Annotated in this window: 18 protein-coding genes and 1 pseudogene; 17 read left to right on the top strand and 2 right to left on the bottom strand. The window is 49.5% G+C overall.

Annotated elements, in window-relative coordinates; all coding sequences use genetic code 11:
- Positions 1–597 precede the first annotated feature (597 nt).
- The 3 genes from IEY53_RS33360 (at position 598) to IEY53_RS33350 (ending at position 4,189) form a co-directional block, all read left to right on the top strand.
- Positions 598–1,149 (top strand): hypothetical protein, encoded by a 552-nt coding sequence (locus tag IEY53_RS33360; protein ID WP_189032453.1) that lies wholly within the window; start codon positions 598–600, stop codon positions 1,147–1,149.
- A gap of 554 nt (positions 1,150–1,703) precedes the next feature.
- Complete coding sequence (locus IEY53_RS33355; RefSeq protein ID WP_189032447.1) at positions 1,704–3,725, top strand: polymorphic toxin type 28 domain-containing protein; 2,022 nt, start codon at positions 1,704–1,706, stop codon at positions 3,723–3,725.
- 17 nt (positions 3,726–3,742) lie between these two features.
- Complete coding sequence (locus IEY53_RS33350; protein ID WP_229696504.1) at positions 3,743–4,189, top strand: contact-dependent growth inhibition system immunity protein; 447 nt, start codon at positions 3,743–3,745, stop codon at positions 4,187–4,189.
- Positions 4,190–4,264: 75 nt separating this feature from the next.
- Here IEY53_RS33350 and IEY53_RS33345 read toward each other — a convergent pair whose 3' ends face one another.
- Entirely contained in the window at positions 4,265–6,331 is a 2,067-nt protein-coding gene (locus tag IEY53_RS33345; RefSeq protein WP_189032445.1) for a methyl-accepting chemotaxis protein, read from the bottom strand.
- A 255-nt stretch (positions 6,332–6,586) separates the two neighbouring features.
- Here IEY53_RS33345 and IEY53_RS33340 point away from each other — a divergent pair, with 255 nt between their 5' ends.
- The 13 genes from IEY53_RS33340 to IEY53_RS33285 all read left to right on the top strand — a co-directional run bounded on the left by IEY53_RS33340 (position 6,587) and on the right by IEY53_RS33285 (position 20,544).
- Positions 6,587–7,921 carry an ABC transporter substrate-binding protein gene (locus tag IEY53_RS33340; RefSeq protein WP_189032443.1) on the top strand — a complete coding sequence of 445 codons (1,335 nt, stop codon included), beginning with the start codon at positions 6,587–6,589 and terminating at the stop codon, positions 7,919–7,921.
- Positions 7,918–8,952 (top strand): methyl-accepting chemotaxis protein, encoded by a 1,035-nt coding sequence (locus IEY53_RS35590; protein WP_229696503.1) that lies wholly within the window; start codon positions 7,918–7,920, stop codon positions 8,950–8,952. The genes IEY53_RS33340 and IEY53_RS35590 overlap by 4 nt, the downstream gene beginning before the upstream one ends.
- Entirely contained in the window at positions 8,868–9,614 is a 747-nt protein-coding gene (locus tag IEY53_RS35585; protein WP_229696505.1) for a methyl-accepting chemotaxis protein, read from the top strand. The genes IEY53_RS35590 and IEY53_RS35585 overlap by 85 nt, the downstream gene beginning before the upstream one ends.
- A gap of 184 nt (positions 9,615–9,798) precedes the next feature.
- Entirely contained in the window at positions 9,799–10,884 is a 1,086-nt protein-coding gene (locus IEY53_RS33330) for an outer membrane lipoprotein-sorting protein (protein ID WP_189032441.1), read from the top strand.
- A gap of 228 nt (positions 10,885–11,112) precedes the next feature.
- Positions 11,113–12,315 carry an alanine racemase gene (gene alr / locus IEY53_RS33325; RefSeq protein ID WP_189032439.1) on the top strand — a complete coding sequence of 401 codons (1,203 nt, stop codon included), beginning with the start codon at positions 11,113–11,115 and terminating at the stop codon, positions 12,313–12,315.
- A 191-nt stretch (positions 12,316–12,506) separates the two neighbouring features.
- Entirely contained in the window at positions 12,507–12,788 is a 282-nt protein-coding gene (locus IEY53_RS33320; RefSeq protein ID WP_025698676.1) for a CopG family ribbon-helix-helix protein, read from the top strand.
- A gap of 3 nt (positions 12,789–12,791) precedes the next feature.
- Positions 12,792–13,142, top strand: a complete 351-nt coding sequence (locus tag IEY53_RS33315; protein WP_039870351.1) for a type II toxin-antitoxin system PemK/MazF family toxin — start codon at positions 12,792–12,794, stop codon at positions 13,140–13,142.
- Positions 13,143–13,334: 192 nt separating this feature from the next.
- Complete coding sequence (locus IEY53_RS33310) at positions 13,335–13,892, top strand: TetR/AcrR family transcriptional regulator (RefSeq protein ID WP_189032437.1); 558 nt, start codon at positions 13,335–13,337, stop codon at positions 13,890–13,892.
- Between the two features lie 449 nt (positions 13,893–14,341).
- Positions 14,342–15,541, top strand: coding sequence for an MFS transporter (locus tag IEY53_RS33305; protein WP_189032435.1), 1,200 nt, complete (start codon positions 14,342–14,344; stop codon positions 15,539–15,541).
- A 161-nt stretch (positions 15,542–15,702) separates the two neighbouring features.
- A complete protein-coding gene (locus tag IEY53_RS33300) occupies positions 15,703–17,862 on the top strand; it encodes a Tex family protein (protein WP_189032449.1) in 2,160 nt (719 codons plus the stop codon).
- A 362-nt stretch (positions 17,863–18,224) separates the two neighbouring features.
- Positions 18,225–19,505, top strand: a complete 1,281-nt coding sequence (locus tag IEY53_RS33295; RefSeq protein ID WP_189032433.1) for a helix-turn-helix transcriptional regulator — start codon at positions 18,225–18,227, stop codon at positions 19,503–19,505.
- Between the two features lie 231 nt (positions 19,506–19,736).
- A complete protein-coding gene (locus tag IEY53_RS33290) occupies positions 19,737–20,174 on the top strand; it encodes a hypothetical protein (RefSeq protein WP_189032432.1) in 438 nt (145 codons plus the stop codon).
- A gap of 1 nt (position 20,175) precedes the next feature.
- On the top strand, positions 20,176–20,544 hold the full coding sequence (locus IEY53_RS33285; RefSeq protein ID WP_189032430.1) for a hypothetical protein: 369 nt from the start codon (positions 20,176–20,178) through the stop codon (positions 20,542–20,544).
- A gap of 98 nt (positions 20,545–20,642) precedes the next feature.
- Here IEY53_RS33285 and IEY53_RS33280 read toward each other — a convergent pair whose 3' ends face one another.
- Complete coding sequence (locus IEY53_RS33280) at positions 20,643–21,617, bottom strand: S-layer homology domain-containing protein (protein WP_189032428.1); 975 nt, start codon at positions 21,615–21,617, stop codon at positions 20,643–20,645.
- A 375-nt stretch (positions 21,618–21,992) separates the two neighbouring features.
- Here IEY53_RS33280 and IEY53_RS33275 point away from each other — a divergent pair.
- Positions 21,993–22,415: pseudogene (locus tag IEY53_RS33275) on the top strand (RNA-guided endonuclease TnpB family protein); the annotation flags it as partial.

Raw genomic sequence — 22,415 nt, 5'->3', positions numbered from 1 at the left:
CAGGCCAGAGGCAAATTGAAACATTTGTACCCTGAAATTTGATGCAGTCAAGGTACTAGTAGCCCTTCAGACATAGAATAATCGCTTTGCGCTTGTTCTTGTTTCGCTAACGAAGATACGCCTGGTGCACATGATAATGCTGTATCACAACTTGAATTTGGAGCATTTTTTTGGATATTGGAAGGGAAGTTTAACATTTTATAAAATCAAAAAAGATGATAAATATGATATGTCTTTTAGTAGTTCGGAACAAAGAACAAAGGCCTACTCCGACCGCACTCTCCAAGCTCTCCCCGACTCTACTGAGGACGATGACAGCTGAAGCTATATTTAGTACAGCCACAGAAATCTCAGATTCGGCGAGCGATTTCAGGGATGAGGGGAAACAAGACTTGGTTGACCGGGCTGGGAATGTGGTGGTGAACACTGCGGTTTGATTTTGTTTGTAACCACATCAACGTTTGAATTTTATACCCAAAATAATGCTTTCCCGTTACATGGAACAGGTCGATTATGGTTAGAACCCACCTTAATTGATCTATTTTGCTGATTACGAAGATAAGTAGAATTAAATAACGTTGGAGGACTAAGGTGGAAATGGAACATGGAAAAAGGTTTGTCAATGAAAACCCAGAGATTGGTATGATGCTTGAACAATTGTATGTTAAGAGGGAATTAGATGGCTGGTATAAGAATAAATGTGCTCAAGAGATTGAGATACCCAACAGTTTTCAAGCCATTCAGAGCATTAAAAATATGGAAGTCAAAAACTCAATCAACCCTTCTTCTGAGATATACATACAAATGCATGATCTAAAGGGAGCGGATGGATTCTGGTTAGGTCAACAAATAACATTGAAGATTTCAAAATTAGCTCCAGTGTTCATAATGGATTTTTGTTATCAACTTAGACATAACCTGATAGATGGATTATACGACATTGTAGGAACTGCCGAATCATTAGAATTAATTCAAGCTTCGAATCAAATCAGAAGAATTATGGAGATGGACGGATATATTGAGCTTAGTTATCTGTATGATTTTTACGATACGGTGTATGAATGGGATAGTTTACAGGACATTCAGCCATTTAATAGACGGTTCACCCTGGGAGAAGCCTTGTTTACAGATGTATTAGAACTATGTTGATTTGGGAGGGGGAATCTTTGAACAATATTATAGAAATGAACTTATCAGACTCAAATACTATACAAATATATTTACCCTGTGCTAAAGAAGAAATTAAATCATTCATTGAATTATAAATGGAACAGTAATCGCCCACAGGATGGAGAGTTATTTCAGAAGTTTGAGGAGTACATACGAGATCATCAAGCTATTGATGTCATTAAGGTCACAAAGGCGGCTGCCTTGAAACTATATCAAGAAACTAAAGAGATTCTTGATATAGCAGTTTCAAATAATCGTGATTTACAGACCCACTGACCCTCCTGACGATAAGCACGCACGTATTGATGACTGCAGCCCTATTAACGCAAGTGTGTTAAGGGCTGCAGTTTTTGGGTTGAAGACGAAAGGGGATGGCTGGAGTCTACCTTGCGAATGCCCAAACATCCTGTAACTTTAGGCCTGAATAATCATCCTGGATTCAAATAGTGAGAAAATATGGATATAATAGAAAAATAGAATTCGAATACATAATATTCTCTTGAATCTAGTGAGGATGTACCCGGAGGTTAATCATGCAGCAAAAAGTGGAGCTAAACCGCTTGCTGGAGCTGGAGCAGGGGATGAAACGCCTGAACCGCACGCTGGAGGAGCAGGTCACCGGGATGCACAAGGCCGTATCGGAACAAGTGCGTTCTGCCCAATCGGCCTATCCCGAATCCTCCGATATCCGCTCTCCGGCTCAGGACCTGGAGCGATTGCTGCGGGAGACAAGGGATCTGGCAGCTTCGATCAGCAGCCGGCTGTACCAGAAAGAATCGACACTCCGCTGGGCTGTGGGTCAGTACCAGTCTACAGAGAAGCAGGCACGAAACCTGATGAAGGCGCCGCCAAGTTTTACCTGGAAGCAGACGAGTACGCTGTTCAGCAGGTGGCTGCAGACGGCAAGAGATAGGGCAGCGGGCGGGCTACAGGATCTTTTGCGCAGCACGCCTTCACTGATCGAGATGATCAAGGATCTGCTGCTGAACGTCAGGGATGCTTCACTGGACAAGCGATTGCAGCCGTTTGTGGACGAAGCGAAGATTGCCTCTCTTCTGGAGCAGAGGGATCACGGCAGCCCCGAAGAGCAGCGGCAGGCGCGAGAGCAGCTGGCGAGAATCGCCGAAGCTTTGGACGAAATCGGGCGGAGCCAGGTGGCTTATCGGATCTATGAGAAATATGGTAATTTGGAATATATGGAGTCGGCGAGTGAACATGCTGAGCAGCAGCGGCAGCTACTTCAGGAGCTGGGGGTGGATCCGGGTCTCTATCTGAATGTGGATCTGCGGAGCCAGTACAAAGGGTCCCCGCTGTCTGCCTGCACATACAACCCGCTGCAAAAGGATCGGTCTGCGGTGCCTACAAACGAGGAACTGCGCTTGGCCATTGCGCTGGGGCTGGTGAATGAGCAGTATCGGGAATGGGCGAAAAGCAATTACAAGGACATCGAGAAGGCAGTAAAGCGGGCGGAGCTTCAGCGGGAACTGGAAAGGCAGATGGCGGAGTGGCAGCAACTGAATAGCCCGCCCACGACCTTGCCGGACGGCACACCGATTACGGCGGAGAACAAAAGGAACGATACGACCCGGGCGTATTATAGAGAAAAGGTGATGGACGGGGAGTATAGAAAGCTGCTGGGATATAACGACTGGCTGGAAGAAACCTATGGGATGACCGAGTGGCGTAAAACAATGGACCAGACGGATAAGGTCATTAACGCTTTTGTAGGCGGGTTTGTCGAATCAACGGTAATGGCCGTGGTGGGCACCGTCCAGTTCGCCTTCGAATTTGTCATGGAACCGGATAAAATGAGCCAGGAAATGATGGACAAAGCCAATTATATCTATAACAACCCGGACGTAATCGTCAAGGCAGCGAAGACGATATACAAGAACTTCGACGAAGGCACACCCGAAGAACAGGCCAAAATGTTGGGCGAGGCGGCCTCCATTCTGGTTCCTGGCACACAAATCGCCAAAGCACGTATTTTGGGCAAAGTGGCGGACAGTGTGTTGGACCCGCTAACAGTTGCAGTGAAGAATTTCAACATTCCGGAAATCCGCAATCCATTTAAGAATCAGATGATCCTGGACACTCCTGGGGTACCAGGCTCCGTAAACCCCAATCAGGTGTGGAAGGTTGAGGGGAATGCTCGTGGGGGAACGGGTAATGGTGGCAAGATAATCTCAAGTGTTGATGAATTATCAGATGTTGCAGAATCCAAAATCACTACTAGTCAGAGGGCTACTTTGAATCAACAAGAAAGAACATACTCACATTTAACCGAAATGGATTTAAAAGGAGCGCGGAGAGATTTAGATGGTGACCCAGTTCCAAAACCAGCTGGAGGTTATTATGATCATGCTCAAGAAGTATCTGATGCATATCGTGGTTTAGTTGATTTGAAACGAAGTTGGGAAGGGATGCTCAAAAATCCTAATTTAGATAATGAACTTCGACAACTTTACACATCTAAGCTGAATGAGATAAACGCTACGATGAAAAAAATTGAAGATATGTTTGCTCCCCATGGCGGAGTGTATCCACCTAAATAATGATTGGAGTAATGTATATGATTAACAGAAATAAGAAATTAAAAGAGTACTTGACTAATGAAGAATATGAAAATGTAATACAAAATGCAACACAGTTTTCTGATATGTCACTACCTGTATGGCATTTAGAAATAACAGGAAAGTGCCTGTCCGAATTATCGAACTTTGATTTGATTCGTTGTATTAGACAGGATGTTTTTACAGATTTAGCGACGTTTGAAATTATTGAAAGGATTGATGAACAGAATACACCTTTCTATGCTGACATTGATTCAATGGAATTAATGGAAAAGTTATCATCTGTTAGTTCGGGAATGCTTTCAGTATATAAGAGTAAATTAGATAGAATGATCAAAAATGTTGAAAAGAACAATTTAATAGATTTAGCAAATGTTTGGATGTTCGATGAACAGAAGGAAACGTATCAAGGCTATATCAATATAATAAAAAATAAGATTCATTGATGTAAGTAAAGAATAGAGATAATACCAGCACCTGCAAGGTGCTGGCTTTTTTGTCATGCTGCACAATCCTTCATCTTACTCCACTTTAAACCTCGCCGCCGCTTCCCCGAGTTCTTGGGTCAACTGGTCAATAGTTTCCACCATATCAGCCAGTTGTTGCACGGTCGAGGACTGCTCCTGCATGGTGGCGGTGACCTCCTCCACTGATGCGGAGACTTCTTCGCCTGAAGCGCCCAGGCTTTGTGCCGATTCCAGTACGTCATCTTTATCTTTTTGCATATAAGCGATTTCGTCGGCCATCAACTTGATTTGGTCTGTGATTTCGGTGATTTTCTCCGCAATGATTCGGAAGGCCTCTTGGGTTTGTTCCACCAGTTGATCCTGTACAGCGGAAATTCCGTGAATCTCCTTGACACTGTCATTATTCTCCGCAACATATTCCAAATTCTGTTGAATGATATTATGAATCTCATTGGATTGTCTCGAGCTTTGTTCGGCCAGCTTCCGGATTTCGGAGGCTACCACAGCAAATCCTCTGCCGTGTTCGCCGGCTCTTGCAGCTTCAATGGAAGCATTGAGGGCAAGCAGATTGGTTTGATTGGCGATCTGGCTGATGGCCCCGGTAATATGGCTGATACTGCTTGAGCTGTCTTGAAGCTTGACCGTGATGGCCGAGATTTTGTGCATTTCCTGTTCATTCTTGTCATTGTTCTCGATCAATTGCTCAATAACCTGATTGCCGGTAAGGAATACGCGGGAGATCTCTTTGGTTCTCTCCCTGACGGATTGGGCGTTGTTGTTCATTGCCGCAAACTTCTCACCGAATCCGTAGAACTTGTTGACGATAAGCTCCGTGTCATTGGCTTGGGACTCCATAGCTTGGGCAATCCCCATCGAGGTGACGGAGGTTTCATTAATGGATCGCGCAGTCTGCTTGGAAGTTTCTTCAAGCTCATTAGTGCTGGTATGGAGGACGGCAATGGATTTGTTCATATTGGTGAGCAGTTCTTTAGTGTTCCCTGCCATGACGTTAAAGCTGTCAGCCAAATCTTTAAACTCACTTTTATATTTCGCGTCGGCCACGACAGTGAGATCACCTTTGGCCAATTGCTTGAATAATTTCGTTAATTGAACAACGGGACGGGTGATGGTACGGGATAACAACAATCCGAATCCGATGGCGGCAAGCAGAGCCAGGATGGTGACAATTGATATTTTGGTGAACATGTCCTTAACGGGACGTTTGATATCCTCATAGCTGTCGACCACCGAGATCGAGAGATCGGCTTTAGGGATTTTGTTAATTCGAAGATATTGATCGCCGAGTTCAACCGACTCTATCTTGAGGTTGCCGGCAGTGGCCCGGTCCGCCAGAAAAGCCTGGGTCTCCGGGCTGTCCCCGATGTGTTGTCCTACCCCGGCCGGATTGTTGGAGCTGTATAATATCGTCCCGCCCCGGCTGATAATTTCTATGCTGCCTTGGCTATTTATTTTAATGTTACCAAGCTTGCCGGTGAAAAAGCTGCTTTCAACAGTCATCGCGAACACTCCCAGGACCTTACCCTCCTGATCTTTGATCGGTTGGGAGAACACGAGCAGCAGTTGGTCGCTGCTAGAGGATTTAACCGCATCACTAATAAATGGAGCACCCTTCAGGGCTTCGGAAAAATATTCGCGGTCGGCACGGGATTGACCTATATTCGCCTTATTGGTTCCGGCTACAATAGTGCCTTTCCTATCCAGCACCAGCAAGGAGCCTTTATCGGTGGTGCCTTGCATACTTTCCTGAAGAATCGTGTTCGCTTTGTTAAAGTAAGGGTTCTCCGCCGAAAAAAATTGTTCGTCCGGCAAGCTTCCTTCGGCTCTTAGGATCAGCAGTTCCTTAAAGGTATTGTGTACGGAAATGACATAGGAGGTCTCTTCCTTGAGCTGCATTGCAGTCCACAAGCCTTCACCGATCCGGTCGGCATTGGCGTTGATTTCATCTTTGCTTTTTTTAAGCAATAGATCGGATGAGAACAAATAAACGGTTACGGAAGTGGCCAGTAGAACCACAGCAACCAGCAAGCTTAACAGGAAGGGAAGCTTAACCCTTAAAGAAATGTGTTTAATCCGGTAGAACAGTCTGCCTATTTTCCCCATCTTGTACATGCCCCTTTGCTTTTCGATATAACTAGAAAAATAACTATGTAACAATATCGGTTAATTTTTAGGGTTATTGAATGATATGAAATTGACAATCCAACCATTTCGATGTAATAAATAGAAAATTATAGGATTTATTTTCGTTTTTGCTCAACAAAGCTATAAATTTTCCGATAAAGAAAGTAGCCAACCTACATAAAGGCGCAAAATACAAGTTATTAAAACAAAATTCGACAAAAAGGGGCAGGGATATTGAGCGTAAACAGACAAAAGAGATTGTCGTGGGTACTGGTATCGGTTCTGGTACTGACAGTCCTGGCAGCGTGCAATAACTCAAATGAGGCAGGAAAGGAAAAAGCAACGGAAGCTGATAAGGCTGAGGAGATTAATCTGAAGTTTATTTGGTGGGGAAAAGAGCAGCGCAAAGAAGATACGTTGAAGGTCATTGAGCTGTACAAAAAAGATCACCCGAACGTTAATATTGAGACTGAGGATTTCGGGGGGACCAATGATGTCTCCACCCAGTTAGCGATGGAAACGGCCGACCAGAATACCGCTGATATTATCCAGGGGGATTATGGTTTTATTTTCAACTATATCAACCGGGATTTGATAGAGCCGCTGGGACCGCATATTGAGAATAAGAACCTCTCTATTGCGGATGTTTCGCCAGCTACGCTGGCACCCGGAATGAAAGATAATGAATTGTATGCCGTGAGCATCGGGATAAATTCCGAAGCTTTGTTGTACGATCCGGCGTTCTTTGAGAAGGAAGGCGTTGAAGTTCCGGCTATGGACTACACCCTGGATGATCTCTATAAGACGCTTGTACAACTGAAGGAAGCTGTAAATGAGCCGGATTTCTATCCTTTGGGCAACATGTTTGATGTGAGTTATTATTTGAGAGCCAAGGGTGTAAGTATGTATAATGCCGAAGGAACCGGCCTTGGATATGAGGATGACAAGTACCTGGAAGAGTACTTGGCCCTGTACAAAAAATGGGTGGACGAAGGTTTAATCAGCAGCGGTTCCACTAAAAGAGCCGGCAATGATGCAGATCATCCTCTGATCACCGGGAAGGCGGCCTTATATTCCGTTTCCAGCAATGCCTCTACGCTTCTGAGCAAGATAGCCGGACGGACGCTTCAACTGCTGCCGCTTCCGGAAGTAACCAAAGGGATCGAAGGAAAGTTCATTAAACCCTCCATGTTTCTGGCAGTGTCTTCTTATTCCAAACATCCGGAGGAAGCGGCCAAATTTATTGATTTTTTTATCAACAATAAAGAAGCGAATGGTATTCTGAATGGGGAGCGTGGGGTTCCGGTATCGGGTGTGATCGCCAAGAGACTGTCTGACAAGCTGGATGAAGCCGGGAAACAGCAATATGAACTGCTGGACTATCTTAGCACCCATTCTGCACCTATAGATCCTCCTGCACCGAGCAGTTCCATAGTTGTGAATAATGCCTATCAATTAATACTAAAACGTGTGATGAGCGGCACTACGGCTCCAGCCAAGGCGGCCCAGGATTACCGGACAGAGGCTGAAGGGATTCTGCAAGGCAAAAAGGGGGCGGAATCGAAATGAGCAGTCCACAAGGTAAGTTTACCTTAAAATATAAATTATATGGGGGATTCGGATTGATTCTGATCCTCTTGATGATTGTAGCGTTCAGCAGCTACTTCTATCTTTCCAAGGTCAATAATTCGTATACCCACCTGCTGATGAATAAATCCAAATCGGTCCAATTGATAAAAGATCTGAGGGTCGCCGTGGAGAGGGAACGCGCCAGCATCAATGAGTATTTGGTGAATGGGGATGAAGGCAGTTTGGCTTCATTTGAGGCGGCCAGAGGTGAATTCGGCACCGCTTTGCAGCAATTGAAGGTGTTGATTACAGACCGGGATGACAAACAAATCCTTGCCGGACTTGATCTGCTGCAGGAGCATTACAGCAGTACAGCCTTACAAGTCATAGAGAGCAAGAAACAGAATAATACGGCTGAATATTTGGAAATTATCCAAACCCAGGGGCCTGTACTTAATAAATTCAGCAGCACGGCCGAACGGTTTGTTAAGCTCCAGGAAGAGGCGCTGGCGCTGGAGGCCGCGGCCACTTTGGAGGAAGTTTCAGGAATTAAAGTATTGGTTCTTGTCCTGACAGGGGCAGCACTGGTACTCGGAGCCATTGCTTCGATACTGATCAGCCGGGCGATCTTGAATCCCATCCGTAAGCTTCAACAAATGGCTAGCCGAATTGCAGAAGGGGATCTGCGGGATACCTCGGTGGATATTAAAAATAAGGACGAGATCGGCCAATTGGCAGCTGCATTCAATAACATGGCCAACCATTTGAGGGAACTGATCCGGGAAGTAGGCTATAATGCGGAACAGGTTGCGGCTTCTTCTGAACAGCTGACAGCCAGTGCTGAACAAACAGGCCAAGCCACGGAGCATGTGGCCTTAATTACAGAGAAATTGGCAGAGGGTGCACAGACGCAGGTCAACAGCCCAGTGTTGATCTGGTGCAGAAGATGGATGGAGAAGCCTCGCAGATTGCGGATCGTTCTATCCATGTCAAAGAGTCGGTGGACGATGCTTCCAATCTGGCCGCTGTAGGGATGCAGTCCGTAGAGACGGCTATCCGGCAAATGTCGGCTGTGTCTACGAACGTAAGTCATGTTTCAGCAATGGTAAAAGGACTGGGCGAGCATTCCAAAGAAATTGGCGATATTATAGCCATCATTACGGAAATCGCCAATCAGACTAACCTGCTCTCCCTGAATGCGGCAATTGAAGCGGCTAGAGCCGGAGAGCATGGACGGGGATTTGCGGTAGTTGCCGGTGAAGTGCGGAAGTTAGCTGAAAAGACAGCGGAATCCGGGAAGCGGGTCTCTGAGGTCATTCATTCCATTCAATTGAATACGAATGAAGCTATCGCCATGGTAGCCCAGGGAGAGAAGGAAGTAGGTCTGGGGATTGATGCTGTGCAGACTGCCGGACGATCCTTCACCGAGATTGAAGCATCGATTCAGGAAATCAATGAACAGATCAAAGGCGTTTCGGATGCGTCGCTGGAAATGTCGCAGGAAACCCATGAGCTGGTGCTTGCGTTTGAGCAAATTAATCAGATCACGGCTGCTTCCTCCGAGGGGACACATGATGTGTCCGCTTCAGCCCAAGAGCAACTGGCCAGCGTCGAAGAAATTGCGGCGGCTTCCAGGCTGCTGTCCGAGCTTGCCCAGGAGCTGCAAGGCAGCATCTCCAAATTTACAGTTTGAGCTGAACCAACATACATATGATAGAGCTAGAGAGCCCGCGCCCCCGCGCGGGTTTTTTGCTGCCTGTGTCCTTGTCCGCAGCCCTTTCCTCCCCTGCTTGTCATGCCCGTCTGCATAATGCGGCCAGGTCCCTCATAGACATGTACTAATCAATGCATTCAAAACAGGTTAAGGGGATGATGTCATGCGCCGGATAACATGGGTACTCGCAATCATAATGAGCGTGGCCCTGGTGCTCGCGGGGTGCGGGAAGAAGGATGCGGCTTCCGTGGTGAGGGATTTGAACGATGTGTCTGACAAGCTGGAGAGCAAGCAGGGAGCGTACCAAGGTGCAGGCACGATGACCCTGTATACCGGAGAGCAGCCGCAGGAGTATAAGGTGGAGGTATGGTACAAGAATCCTTCGTATTACCGGATCAGCCTGGCGAACACGCAGAAGGATATTACGCAAATCGTGCTGCGCAATGATGAAGGAGTTTTTGTGCTGACGCCAAGCCTTAATAAGAGCTTCCGCTTCCAGAGCGATTGGCCGGATAATCAGGGGCAGGTCTATCTGTACCAGACGCTGGTTCGGGGCATTGTCTCCGACAACAACCGCCAGTTCGTCGAGGACGGCGACAATTATGTGTTTGAGGTAGCCGCGAATTATCAGAGCAGCGCCCTGGTGCGCCAGAAGATCTGGCTGGACAAAAAAACCTACGCGCCAAAGCAGGTGCAGGTCTCCGATTCCGAAGCCAAGGTCGTGGTGGATGTGAAGTTTGACAGCTTTGCGTTTGATCCGAAATTCAATCAGGATTCCTTTGATATGCAAAAGAACATGGCTACCGGAGCCGCTTCGGAGAGTACAGTGGCCGAGGTTGACGAGAATGGAAATCCGGTAGTGGTGCCGGAAGGTGATGAGGCTGCCCAGCCCGAGACTGCTGCGGAGCTTGGCGATTTCGGAGTGATTGAGCCGGAGTATGTGCCGGAAGGCGTGACCTTCAAGGATTCCAATAAAATTGAAGGCAGCAAAGACCATGCGGTGCTGATCCGTTATGACGGTATTTACCAGTACACGATTATGGAAGCCCGTCCGCTGGACCGCGCGGTATCGCTGGCTCCCGGCAGTGTGATTGATTTGGGCTTCACCGTGGGGCTTCTGAGCGGTGACGAGCAGCAGACCTTGACCTGGATGAATGAAGGAGTGGAATTCCGGATTACCAGCGCCAACCTGCCTGAAAGTGAAATGATGCAAATTGCCGCTTCTATGCAGGGACAATCGGGTAAATAATAAAATGTAGGCGGATACTGCGGATGTGGGAGTCTTTCCTCTACAAACGCAGTATCTTCTTTTTTTTAGTTATTCAGAGCAAAATATGGGTATATTATCTCTAGGCAGGAGATAGTCTTGTGTCACATTGACAGCCACCTTCTGTAGCATTACCATTACCAGTAAGACTAAGCAGTCAAGATGAATGCAGAGTGCGTCTTTTAAACAATGTAAGAAGGTGACTTTGAAGTGCAAGCAAGCTATCGACCGACAGTAGCCGAGATTAATCTGGATGATCTGCGGGCCAATTATGAGAGCTTTCGTGAGGCTTTACCTCCACAGACCAAGTTTATGGGATGCGTCAAAGCCAATGCGTATGGACATGGTGCAGTAGAGGTGGCGCGGGAGCTGGAAAGGCTCGGTGCGGATTATCTGAGCGTAGCCTTTTTGGATGAGGCTGTGGAGCTGCGTCAGGCGGGAATAAAGCTTCCTGTTCTGGTGCTCGGCTACACCCCCCCGGAAGGAATAACCGCAGCTTGGGAGAACAACGTAACTGTAACTTTGTTCACACCGGAGGTGCTGGAAGCGATAAGGCTGCTTCCGCAAGATCCGGCGCACAAGCTGAAGGTGCACATTAAGATTGACAGCGGGATGGGAAGGCTGGGTCTTTTTCCGGCTGATGCCCCTGCTTTCATTGCTGAAGTGCAGCAGGTTGCTCAGGCGGAGCTGGAGGGCATGTTTACCCATTTTGCCAAGGCAGACGAACAAGACAAAAGCTATACACTGGAGCAGTACCGACGGTTCAAGGACGTGGTGGAGGCGCTTCGGGAGCAAGAGATTCACATCCCGATCATACATACGGGCAATAGCGCTACGGCCATTGATACACCTCATCTATCCAGCAACATGGTGCGTGTAGGCATCAGCTTGTACGGGTTCTATCCGTCAACAGAGGTTAACCGCAAGCCGGTGGCATTGCACCCGGTGATGACGCTGAAGACGCAGGCGGTATATATCAAAACTCTGCCACCCGGTTCCGGGATCAGCTACGGCACCCGTTACTATACGGACAGCGATGAGGTTATTGCAACGCTGCCGGTGGGGTACGCAGACGGATATTCACGCATGCTTACCGGCAAAGCGGAGGTGCTAATACGCGGACACCGCGTTCCTGTCGTCGGAACGATCTGCATGGACCAGTGTATGGTATCACTGAAGTCTTTCGCTGAAGAAGCGGAACAAATTAAAGCTGGCGAAGAGGTTGTACTCATCGGCCGCCAGGCTGGCGTGAAGATCACGGCAGATGAACTGGCTCTCCATCTTGGAACGATTCACTACGAAGTGATTTGCATGTTGGCCCACCGGGTACCCCGCGTCTATATACGCGAAGGAGCGCTTCCTAACCTGGTGAACCCTTTACTGCAGCCGGAAGTTTCCAGAGTAGAGCAATAGCAAGGCATAAAATGGAAGGAATTAAAATGTATAGGCCATGTGATCTATAGTCTATACGAACCGCCATTTCTAGTTTATAATGGGATGCAGCATACTTGATATACTGGCGGCATATATTCCTTGTATAAAATTCCTTGTATATTGCAACACTGGAACACAAGGGCAGAAGGTTTGTGGGGGTGGAAGAGAAGGTGGCCAATTTGCAAAACACCAAAAGAATCATGATCAGCTTGCCCGATCATCTCTTGCAGGAAGTGGACGGAATCGTTCAGTTGGAGAACTCCAACCGGAGTGAATTGATCAGGCAGGCCATGAAGCTGTACTTGAGCGAACGGAGGAAACGCTCTATCCGGGAGTCCATGCAGCGCGGCTACATGGAAATGGCCAAGATTAATTTGACCATGGCATGCGAGGCGTTCCTCGCGGAGGAAGATGCAGATAGCACTCTTGGCCGCTTAGTAAGCGGGGTGTAGACATTGATCGTTAAACGCGGCGACGTTTTTTTTGCCGACCTTTCGCCTGTAGTAGGTTCCGAACAGGGCGGGGTAAGGCCGGTTCTGGTTATCCAGAACGATATTGGCAATCGATTCAGTCCGACGGTGATTGTGGCGGCGATTACGGCACAGATCCAGAAGGCGAAATTGCCGACGCATGTAGAAATTGATGCGGCTGCACACGGCTTTGACCGGGATTCGGTCATTTTGCTGGAGCAGGTACGGACGATTGACAAACAACGCTTAACCGATAAGATCACCCATCTTGATGATGATACCATGAAGAAGGTGGATGATTCGCTGCAAATTAGTCTGGGCCTGATTGACTTCTGAATCCGGCAGGACCTTAGATCATACAATGTGGGGGAGGCACATCGGCGTAGTTCGCCGGTGTGCCTTTTTGGTGGATTTTTAGGGAGATTTCACTTTAGAGTGTTTATCGGTTATAATTAGACCGATCAGTCGGTCTAGGAGGGATTTACGATAAAGGGACGTTCAGACGGAGAAGAGACCAGGAAACGTATTGTGCATCAGGCAACCCGGTTGTTTGTGCAGAAAGGGTATGGAGCGGTGTCGATGAATGAGGTTTGCACGGCATCCGGAGTCAGCAAGGGCAGCTTGTATCACCATTTTCCGAGCAAGGATGAGCTTTTGCTGCAGATTGTTGAAGAGGATACTAAGCAGTGGCTCCGGGACTGGGGAGACAAGCAACGCGGACAGGCAGACCTTGAAGAGCGGTTTTATTTGCTGGCCGAGCATTGCGCCAATGACTTCCAGAACCCGCTTATCCAGACGCTGGAGGAATATGCACGAAGTAAAACTCACCCCGAAGCCATTGTGCAGCGGCTATCCGACTTATACAATGCTTCTTTGCAGGCTTGCCGGGATCTGCTGAAGGAAGGGCTGGATACGGGTTACCTTAAGGAAGGAAGTATCGAGGATTATTTGATCATCTTCAGCGGACTGATGGAGGGAATCGCCAAAGTCTCGGAGTTGATGCTGCACCGGGCAACCTCTGAGCATATCTCACGTTATTACCGCGAAGCGATGCGGCTGCTGCTGGCGGGCGCACGTACAGAGTAAGTCTATGGTGATACGGATGACGCTTTACGCCGGATAGAGCAAAAGGTATAGCCTGACCGGCAGCATGGCGTGGAACCTCGCTTGTATTGTTTATTAGAATAAGAAGTTTTTTTGCACCTTAAATTGTAAAAAGAAGATGGGTATATAGATTGAACCTGAAAAATTAAGAAAAAGGGAATAATGACGGAGGGGGATTTTGGAACTGGAGGAGCGGAAGCGACCGCCCGAAAGCTTTCCGCAGGAAAGCTCGCATCGTAAGCATAAGCTGCCCTGTAGATTTCAACCGCGAAGGGCGGTATAAATAAAGAAATCTGCAGACGGGCAGCGGCCGGAAGTCCAAACATTCACCGTAGTCACGATTCAATCCCAAATAGAAAAATTACAGGTTCAGTTTATATAGAGGAAGAATAGACAAAAAGGTACACAGGGGAACATGGAGGGAAAGAGAAATGTCATTATTACTTAGAAACCGGGGAGCGATGCTGCTCCTGATGCTTAATATATTTCTGGCGTTCACGGGAATTGGGCTGGTTGTTCCAATCATGCCAACCTATATGAACGAGCTTCACATTGGCGGTAGTGTGGTGGGTCTGCTGGTTGCAGCATTCTCGCTGACTCAACTGCTGGTCTCGCCGTTCGCGGGCAGGGTATCAGACCGGTTGGGCCGTAAAAATATCATCGTCGGCGGACTGATCGTATTCGCGGTGTCAGAGCTGATGTTCGGACTGGCGAATGTGCCGTGGCTGCTGTTCATCTCGCGGATGCTGGGCGGGATCGGAGCGGCAATGATTATGCCGGCGGTTATGGCCTATGTGGCGGATACAACCTCGCTTGAAGAGAGAGCCAAAGGAATGGGGCTGATCACCGCTGCTATCTCAACCGGATTTATTATTGGACCGGGACTCGGCGGCTATCTGGCCGATTTCGGCATTCGGGTGCCGTTCTTCTTCGCGGCGGGTGCGGCGGCGGTTGTATCGGTCGTGACGTTCCTGATTCTGCCGGAATCGTTATCGGCCGCGCAGCGTGCGGAAGCAAAAGTCTCTCAAGAGCAGAAGGAGAGTCTATGGAGCCAACTGCTGCGTTCTTACCGGGAGCCGTATTTCTTCGGGCTGGTCATCGTGTTCGTGCTTGCTTTTGGACTTGCCAATTATGAGACGGTCTTCGGCTTGTTCGTCGATCATAAATTCGGATTCACACCTAAGGATATTGCGTTTATCATTACGTTCGGTTCGATTGCAGGCGCGGTGGTGCAGGTCTCAGTCTTCGGCTGGATTCTGAACCGTTTTGGCGAGAATAAAGTCATCTCAATCTGCCTGCTGGTGGCCGCCCTGTTTATTCTGCTGACCTTGTTCGTGCAAGGATTTGTAGTGATTGTAGCGGTGACCTGTATTGTGTTTTTTGCGATGGATATTCTGCGGCCCGCAGTAGGCACCCAGCTCTCCAAAATGGCCGGTGAATCGCAGCAAGGTTTCGTTGCCGGCATGAATTCGGCCTATACGAGTCTTGGCAATATTGCAGGGCCGATTGTGGCGGGTTACCTGTTCGACCTCAATATTAACTTCCCTTATGCAGCGGCGGCGCTAGTGTTGGGACTCTGCTTCTGGCTGTCGCTCAGCTCCGGCAAAAGAGGCATGGGGCAGCGGGGATAAGCTTCGTTTGGGGGTTTGGGTCCAGCGTCAATCTGTGATACTATTTCAGTAGAAGAATAGGGTAAGCAGATTGGACGGAAAGAGGGATTGTATTGACTGCAGATAAGGGAAATACCGCTGCCGCTACGGATGAAGCGGCAGCACAGCGGGAGCAGGAGACGATTACCTTGGCGATTGCCAAGGAGCTGAATATCAGTGTGAAGCAGGTACGGACAACGGTGGGGCTGCTCGATGAAGGCAACACGATTCCGTTTATCGCCAGGTACCGGAAGGAAATGACCGGGGAGCTGGACGAGAACGCACTGCGCGACATTGAAGAGCGCCTGGCCTACCTGCGGAACCTCGGGGAACGCAAAAAGGATGTTCTCCGCAATATTGAGGAACAGGGCAAGCTGACCCCGGAGCTGCAGGAGCAAATCTCCAAAGCGGTGAAGCTGCAGGAGGTTGAAGATCTGTACCGGCCGTTCCGCCAGAAGCGCAAGACCCGGGCGAGTGTCGCCAAGGAGAAAGGGCTGGAACCGCTGGCGGATTGGATTATGGAGCAGCGCAGACAAGGAAGCGCGGAGGAAGAAGCGGCCAAGTATGTAGATGCGGACAAAGGGGTAGAGACGGCCGAGCAGGCGGTTCAAGGCGCGATGGATATCATCGCCGAGAACATTGCCGATGATCCGGCCATCCGTTCCTGGGTGCGGCAGTATACAGCCAGCCAAGGGATTCTGGTCTCTGAAGCAAAGGATGCCGAGCAGGAATCCGTCTATGAGAACTACTACAATTACCGTGAACCGGTACATAAAATGCCGCCGCACCGCATTCTTGCCATTAACCGCGGAGAGCGGGAGAATGTGCTGAAGGTGGGGATTGAGATTGTCGCAGACAAGATCCATGCCTTTATTCTACGGAAAATTCTAAAAGGACATTCTCCGGCCAAAGAGCTGCTGGAGGCCGTAACGGAGGATGCCTACAAACGCCTGATCGCGCCATCGGTAGAGCGCGAGGTGCGTGGTGAGATGACAGAGCGGGGCGAGAATCAGGCGATCTCGATCTTCTCAGGCAATCTGCGCAGCCTGCTGCTCCAGCCGCCGGTCAAGGGCCGGAACGTGCTCGGCGTGGACCCGGCCTACCGCACCGGCTGCAAGCTGGCGGTTGTCGATGATACCGGCAAGCTGCTGGAGGTTGCGGTGACGTATCCGACACCGCCGAACAACAAAAAGCGCGAAGCCGCTGCCAAGTTCAAGGAGCTGATCGCCAAATATGGCATCCAGCTCATCGTCATCGGCAACGGAACCGGCTCCCGCGAGACGGAACAGTTCACGGCTGAGGTAATTGCCGAGATCGGCAATCCTGACCTCGCCTACCTGATCGTCAATGAAGCGGGAGCAAGCGTGTACTCCGCCTCCAAGCTGGCCGCGGAGGAGTTCCCGGACCTCGATGTGGCGGAGCGCAGCGCCGCATCGATTGCCCGCCGCGTGCAGGACCCGCTGGCGGAGCTGGTGAAGATCGACCCGAAGGCGATCGGTGTCGGGCAGTACCAGCATGATGTCTCGCAGAAACATCTGGAGGAGAGCCTCAAGGCCGTCGTGGAATCGGCCGTCAACCATGTCGGAGTCGACGTGAATACCGCGTCGCCGTCCCTGCTCTCTTATGTAGCCGGTGTGAATGGCACAATTGCCAAGAACATCGTCAAGTTCCGGGAAGAGAACGGCAAGTTCACGACCCGCAAGCAGCTGCAGAAGGTGCCGCGCCTTGGCGCCAAATCGTATGAGCAGTGCATCGGGTTCCTGCGGATTCCGGGCGGGGACAATACGCTCGACCGGACGCCGATTCACCCCGAGTCCTACGTGGTCGTAGACCGCCTGTTCCGCGAGCTTAAGCTGGAAGTGGACCGGCTGGGCAGCAAGGACGTGGCGGAGCAGCTGGCAGCGCAGAACGTAGAGGAGCTGGCTGGGAAGCTGGACGTTGGTGTACCTACGCTGCGCGACATTCTGGAGAGCCTGCAGCGCCCGGGCCGCGATCCGCGCGAGGAGCTGCCGCTGCCGATCTTCCGCACCGATGTGCTGAAGATCGAGGATCTGGTGCCCGGCATGGAGATGCAGGGGACGGTCCGTAATGTGATCGACTTCGGCGCCTTCGTTGATATCGGGATCAAAAATGACGGGCTGGTGCATATTTCCCAGCTCAGCGGAAGTTATGTGAAGCATCCGATGGATGTGGTCTCTGTAGGAGATAATGTTACCGTCTGGGTCATGGGAGTGGATCTCAAGAAGGGCCGGGTCAGTCTGACCATGCGTCCACCGCGCGTTGAAGCCGAGAGTGGGAAGTAAATCTACGTCAGCAACAGTGCCGCAGCGGAAACAGACAATCTATATAAGCTGAACAAAAGAAAATAACAAAAGGCGAGAAGGAGGGAAGGGGAAGTTTGGAACTGGAGGAGCGATAGCGACCGCCTTTGTCTTCGGATTTCAACCACAGGTAGGGGTTAAATTGAAGAAATCTGAAGACAACAGCGGCCGGAAGTCCAAACATTCACCGTAGTGACCTAAAAAGCTTACGTTAGCCTCTTAAGTTCATCTTATATATGTCCAACTATTCGCATTAAGCGCATGAAACAACCCGCAGTGCCATAACGGAGGAATCCCAGGCCTGCGGGTTGTTTTTTTATAGAACCGCCAAGGAGGCCCTTGAGATGCTGAAGAGACGGATTGAGTTCCTGTGCAAGAAAAAAAACATCACCCGCAAAGAGCTGGTGGAAGGTCTGGTCACTCCGGCTCATTTGGCCAATATACTGGCGGAGCGCCACCCGCTGATGGAGGATGTAGCCGGAGAGATTGCCAGCCGGCTCGGTGTTACCCCGGCTTATTTGCTCCGGGCTGCCCAGGCGGATGAGGAGACGCTGGCCCGGGCAGAGCATATTTTTGCTGAACTGTCCAAGATGGCGGTATCCGAACTGGAGGGTTATATAGAGGAGCTTGACGACAGGGATGATACACTTACTGTAGAACTGACCACGGCTTTGATGAAAGCCGTCTATTATCAGCAGGTGAACGATGTGAACGCCTACCGTTATCTGCACGAGTCCTACCTGAACTTTTACCTTGATAAGTACGGCCGGCCGGATGAGGTGGAGCTGCCGCTTCCCTTGAAGAAGGCGCTGCTCTTTTACAAGATTCAATATTTCCGCTCCAAATATCAGTATTTCGAGGTGCTGAAGCACGTTGCCAGCTGGGGCGCTCTGCTTGAGGAAGGTACGGAAATCTGGCTGACCGCGCAAAATATCGAGCTGGAAGCCTGTGTCCATCTGAAGCGGTTCGATCAGGCCAAGGAGGTCTTCGAGCAGACCATGCAGCAGGTCTATGCCCGGCGAATGTTCCACCGCTTGTCGGGACTTTACGTAGCCAACAGCGGTTACTGTTTTGCAATGGGGATGGTCCAGGAAGCCCTGCTGGCACTCTCCATGGCTGAAGCGAACCTTGTGTATGCCGAGAATCAGGGAGAAGTGCTGCCCACTATTATGAACAACCGGATCATTATGATGACGATGAACGGAGATCTGGATGGAGCGGTCAGCGAGATTAGCCGGTTCGAGGATTTGGTGAACAGGGAAGCGGAGGAGACAAAGCTTAGCCTGCTGCCTGCCATGAAGGTCTACCGGTGTGAGGTGGCTTCGGTCCGCAAGAACTGGGCTCTGCTGGCACAGGAGATCTCCCTGCTGGAGGGATTCCGGTTGACGCCGGATCAGGCGCATGCTCTTGCGTTTTACCGCAGCCAGCTGGCGTTGGCCCAAGGGGAGGCCGCGTTGTTTATGGAGATGGCCCAGAGCTGCCTGCCTTATTTTGAGCAGATCCAGCACAAAGGGCGCCTGGAGATCCTGTATGAAGCCTTGGCTGTCGTCCATGAGGACGCCAGACGGTACAAAGAATCGACGATTTTCTACCGGAAGCTGGTTCATTTGCTGCGAAATCACTGAGGAGACTGCCGTTTTCCCGCAATATAATAGCTTGTTCAACCCGGCTAAGCGGTCTTTTGGGGCCAAAGTTTTGCGCTTCTGCTGCCGAAATGCTGTTTTCCGGTCCATAAACGAGCCTTAACTGCCGGTTATCCCCGGCTTTTTTGTATGCGGCCAAACCCATTGTAGCGTCTTACCTCCTTCCTTATACTTTAGTTAAGAACAAATATAACGAAAACGAGGTGCTTGACGATGGGTTTATTCGGGAAAAAAAACAAAGGCAAGGATGCACTGGAGCAAGCCGATCAGCTGATGAACAAAGGGCTCAGCGGTCTGATGATGAAGGGCTTCGTTTCCAAAGGACATCGGGAGATGATTAATCAAAGTCTGAACACAGCCAAAGAAGCACAGATGGCGTCCAGCGGCGCGCTGCCGGTCATCGCGACAGCCAAGGTTTTGGCGGTGGCGGATACCGGCAAGCTGATCAACTTTGATCCGATTGTGATTTTGACTCTGGATGTGCGGGAGAGCAGTGGTGCAGTGTACCCGAAAACGCTGGAGACGCTGGTGTCTAAGCTGCAAATCCCCCGGGTGGGCGATCAGGTTGGACTCGGGCATCATCCCGCTAATCCGGCCGAACTGATCTATATGGGTTTGGTGGCGGAAGGACCCGAGCCGAATCGGGCTTGATGTGAAGGGGCAGCTGTCCCAGGAACAACTGCAGGCTATGATGGATGAACAGCTTATGAAGCGCGGCGTCTCTGCCGAATTGATGGATATCGCCCGGAATGGAGAGCGCGCCTATGCGAAGGTGCTGGATGTAGTGCCGCTTGGCACTTCCGGGAGTGACAGGGTGAAACTGCGTCTAACAATGAGTATTACGAAGTCGAACGGCGATGTTTTTGAGGTTGTCACCGAAAAAGAAGTATCAGATGCGGTGCTGCCGAAGGTACAGCAGGGGAACATCGTCCGGGTGGTGTATTCCCCGCAGGACCCCTCCAAGCTGGTACTTGAAATGCAGGCGACGGATGCCGATGTGAAAGGAACATTCGGTGCCTGAGAGGTTAAATGACTGCCCTGCCGGTTCAAACGAAAGAAGCCGCGGGTTCCAGAATGAACTGGGACCCGCGGCTTTTGCTGTAAATAGATTCCTTGTTGTTAAATGCCGGGTGCAGCCGGGGAGGTGCTTGTTCCTGCTGACGGCTGGGCTGTTGCGGTATAACCTTCCGGCAGGTAAGTGACTGCGGAGCCTTCGGAGATGACCTGCGGATACATTTTATCCGGATCAGGGTTAGTCACCGTGAAGGTAATCACCGCCGTTTTGTTCTTGCCGAATTCAATCTTGTCAATCGTCAGGCCGTAGCCCGGATTAGGCAGATTGCTGACGGTCAGGGTTGCTTTGTTTACGCCTTCCCCTGCTTTATCAAGGGTCACCTTGGTTTCATAGTTGTAGGCTGGTGCTTCTGTGCTGTCATCAGGGGTAATCACCTTTTTGGCAAATTCGGAGGCGTCATAAGTCCAGACCGCCGCTTCCGAACGGGTAATCGGGTCATTCGGGCGGAACCCGTTTTTTTCCAGGGTGATAATACGAGTATTCAGAAGAATTTGCAGGCTGTTGTTCACCTCCGCAGACAGCTTGCCGCCATCTGCAATCTCAACGTACATTTTGGTGACCGGGAAGTTCCCTTTGCTCAACAGAGCCTGGGTCAACAGATGTGCGAACTCGGCGCGGGTCATGCTGCTATTCGGATTGACCGCCCGGTCCAGAGACAGGCCATTTTGTTTGGCAATCAGGAAGGCCGAGGCATACCAGGCTTTGTCGCTGACCTTGTCAAAGAAGTCGCTGGCTGTCTCAGAGCTGCTGCCAAGGGTTGGCTGCGGAGACAGTGCCAGGCCGTTCACGATGAATTGGAGTCCTTGCGCAAAAGTCACCTTAGATTTGGGGGCAAATTTGTCGCTGGTAACTCCGTTAATTAGGCCTGCGTCATGCAGGGCGTTGATTTTGGCTTCCGCAGGATCGCCTTGAAGATCCGAGAAGGCGAAGGCCGAAGCCCCAAAGGATACCGTTGCTGCCAGAATGCCGCACGCTATAGTCATTTTTTTAGCGTTCATTAGCAATGTTTGTTTTTTCATTGTGCATCACCTCTTATACTCTTAGATGGCAGATTCCTTCGAAATGTTGCAGGGTAATAGAATTTAACCCCATAATTTTTATTACAGAATTTTAAGCGAGAAAGCCCACTCCTTTAGGTGTGGGATGATAGCGAGATTGGAACAGTGGTGTCCTAAGACACTTAATGTTCCAACATTTTATGGTTATCATGTTTCAGTTTTAAACATAAACCGATACAATTAATGTATGGATAATTATAGAAGAATTAACAAGGGGATGAAAAACATGCGAGTGAAATGCGACTGTTGTGGGACTGAACAATTTATCAAGGATTTCAAATTCGACAAATATTTTGGCTAGGTGGCTGGTCTTTAATTAGAGAGAGGTGAAAACTTATGCAGTCCGTCACTATAAAGATAAGATTCTTTCCAAGTCATTCCATCGAATTAAAGTTATTAAGCAGAGAATATATTCGGGCGATTAATTCAATAACAGAACAAGCAGAAAAAGAAGGTTCCTTCCCCAAACTCACAACGAAAGATGTAGAAGCGAAACTCCCTTCGGCTGTACTGAATCAAGCTATTCGTGATGCTAAAAGCGTATTTAAGAAAACGAAGAAGGAAAGGAAGCGTCCAATATTAAGGAAACCAACCTACTATATCAACAACCAAAACTATTCCATTGGCCATTCCTCTATTGCTTTTCCTATCATCGTGGACAACAAAGTGAAAAAGACGATTTTCCCTGCTCTATTAACAGAAAGAGATAAACAATTTCTTCAAAATGCCAAATGTGGTCTGATGAGAATCGTTGAGAAA

The sequence above is a fragment of the Paenibacillus albidus genome (assembly GCF_014644435.1).
Classification (GTDB): Bacteria; Bacillota; Bacilli; order Paenibacillales; family Paenibacillaceae; genus Paenibacillus_AQ; species Paenibacillus_AQ albidus.
Note: the sequence above shows the minus strand (reverse complement) of the source record. Positions and strands in the feature narration are given on the sequence as shown.

Excerpts from the sequence above, each read along its gene's own strand:
- IEY53_RS33360 (WP_189032453.1), top strand. The coding sequence starts at position 598 with ATGGAACATGGAAAAAGGTTTGTCAATGAAAACCCAGAGATTGGTATG.
- IEY53_RS33355 (WP_189032447.1), top strand. The coding sequence starts at position 1,704 with ATGCAGCAAAAAGTGGAGCTAAACCGCTTGCTGGAGCTGGAGCAGGGG.
- IEY53_RS33350 (WP_229696504.1), top strand. The coding sequence starts at position 3,743 with ATGATTAACAGAAATAAGAAATTAAAAGAGTACTTGACTAATGAAGAA.
- IEY53_RS33345 (WP_189032445.1), bottom strand. The coding sequence starts at position 6,331 with ATGGGGAAAATAGGCAGACTGTTCTACCGGATTAAACACATTTCTTTA.
- IEY53_RS35590 (WP_229696503.1), top strand. The coding sequence starts at position 7,918 with ATGAGCAGTCCACAAGGTAAGTTTACCTTAAAATATAAATTATATGGG.
- IEY53_RS35585 (WP_229696505.1), top strand. The coding sequence starts at position 8,868 with ATGGATGGAGAAGCCTCGCAGATTGCGGATCGTTCTATCCATGTCAAA.
- IEY53_RS33330 (WP_189032441.1), top strand. The coding sequence starts at position 9,799 with ATGCGCCGGATAACATGGGTACTCGCAATCATAATGAGCGTGGCCCTG.
- IEY53_RS33305 (WP_189032435.1), top strand. The coding sequence starts at position 14,342 with ATGTCATTATTACTTAGAAACCGGGGAGCGATGCTGCTCCTGATGCTT.
- IEY53_RS33295 (WP_189032433.1), top strand. The coding sequence starts at position 18,225 with ATGCTGAAGAGACGGATTGAGTTCCTGTGCAAGAAAAAAAACATCACC.
- IEY53_RS33290 (WP_189032432.1), top strand. The coding sequence starts at position 19,737 with ATGGGTTTATTCGGGAAAAAAAACAAAGGCAAGGATGCACTGGAGCAA.
- IEY53_RS33280 (WP_189032428.1), bottom strand. The coding sequence starts at position 21,617 with ATGAAAAAACAAACATTGCTAATGAACGCTAAAAAAATGACTATAGCG.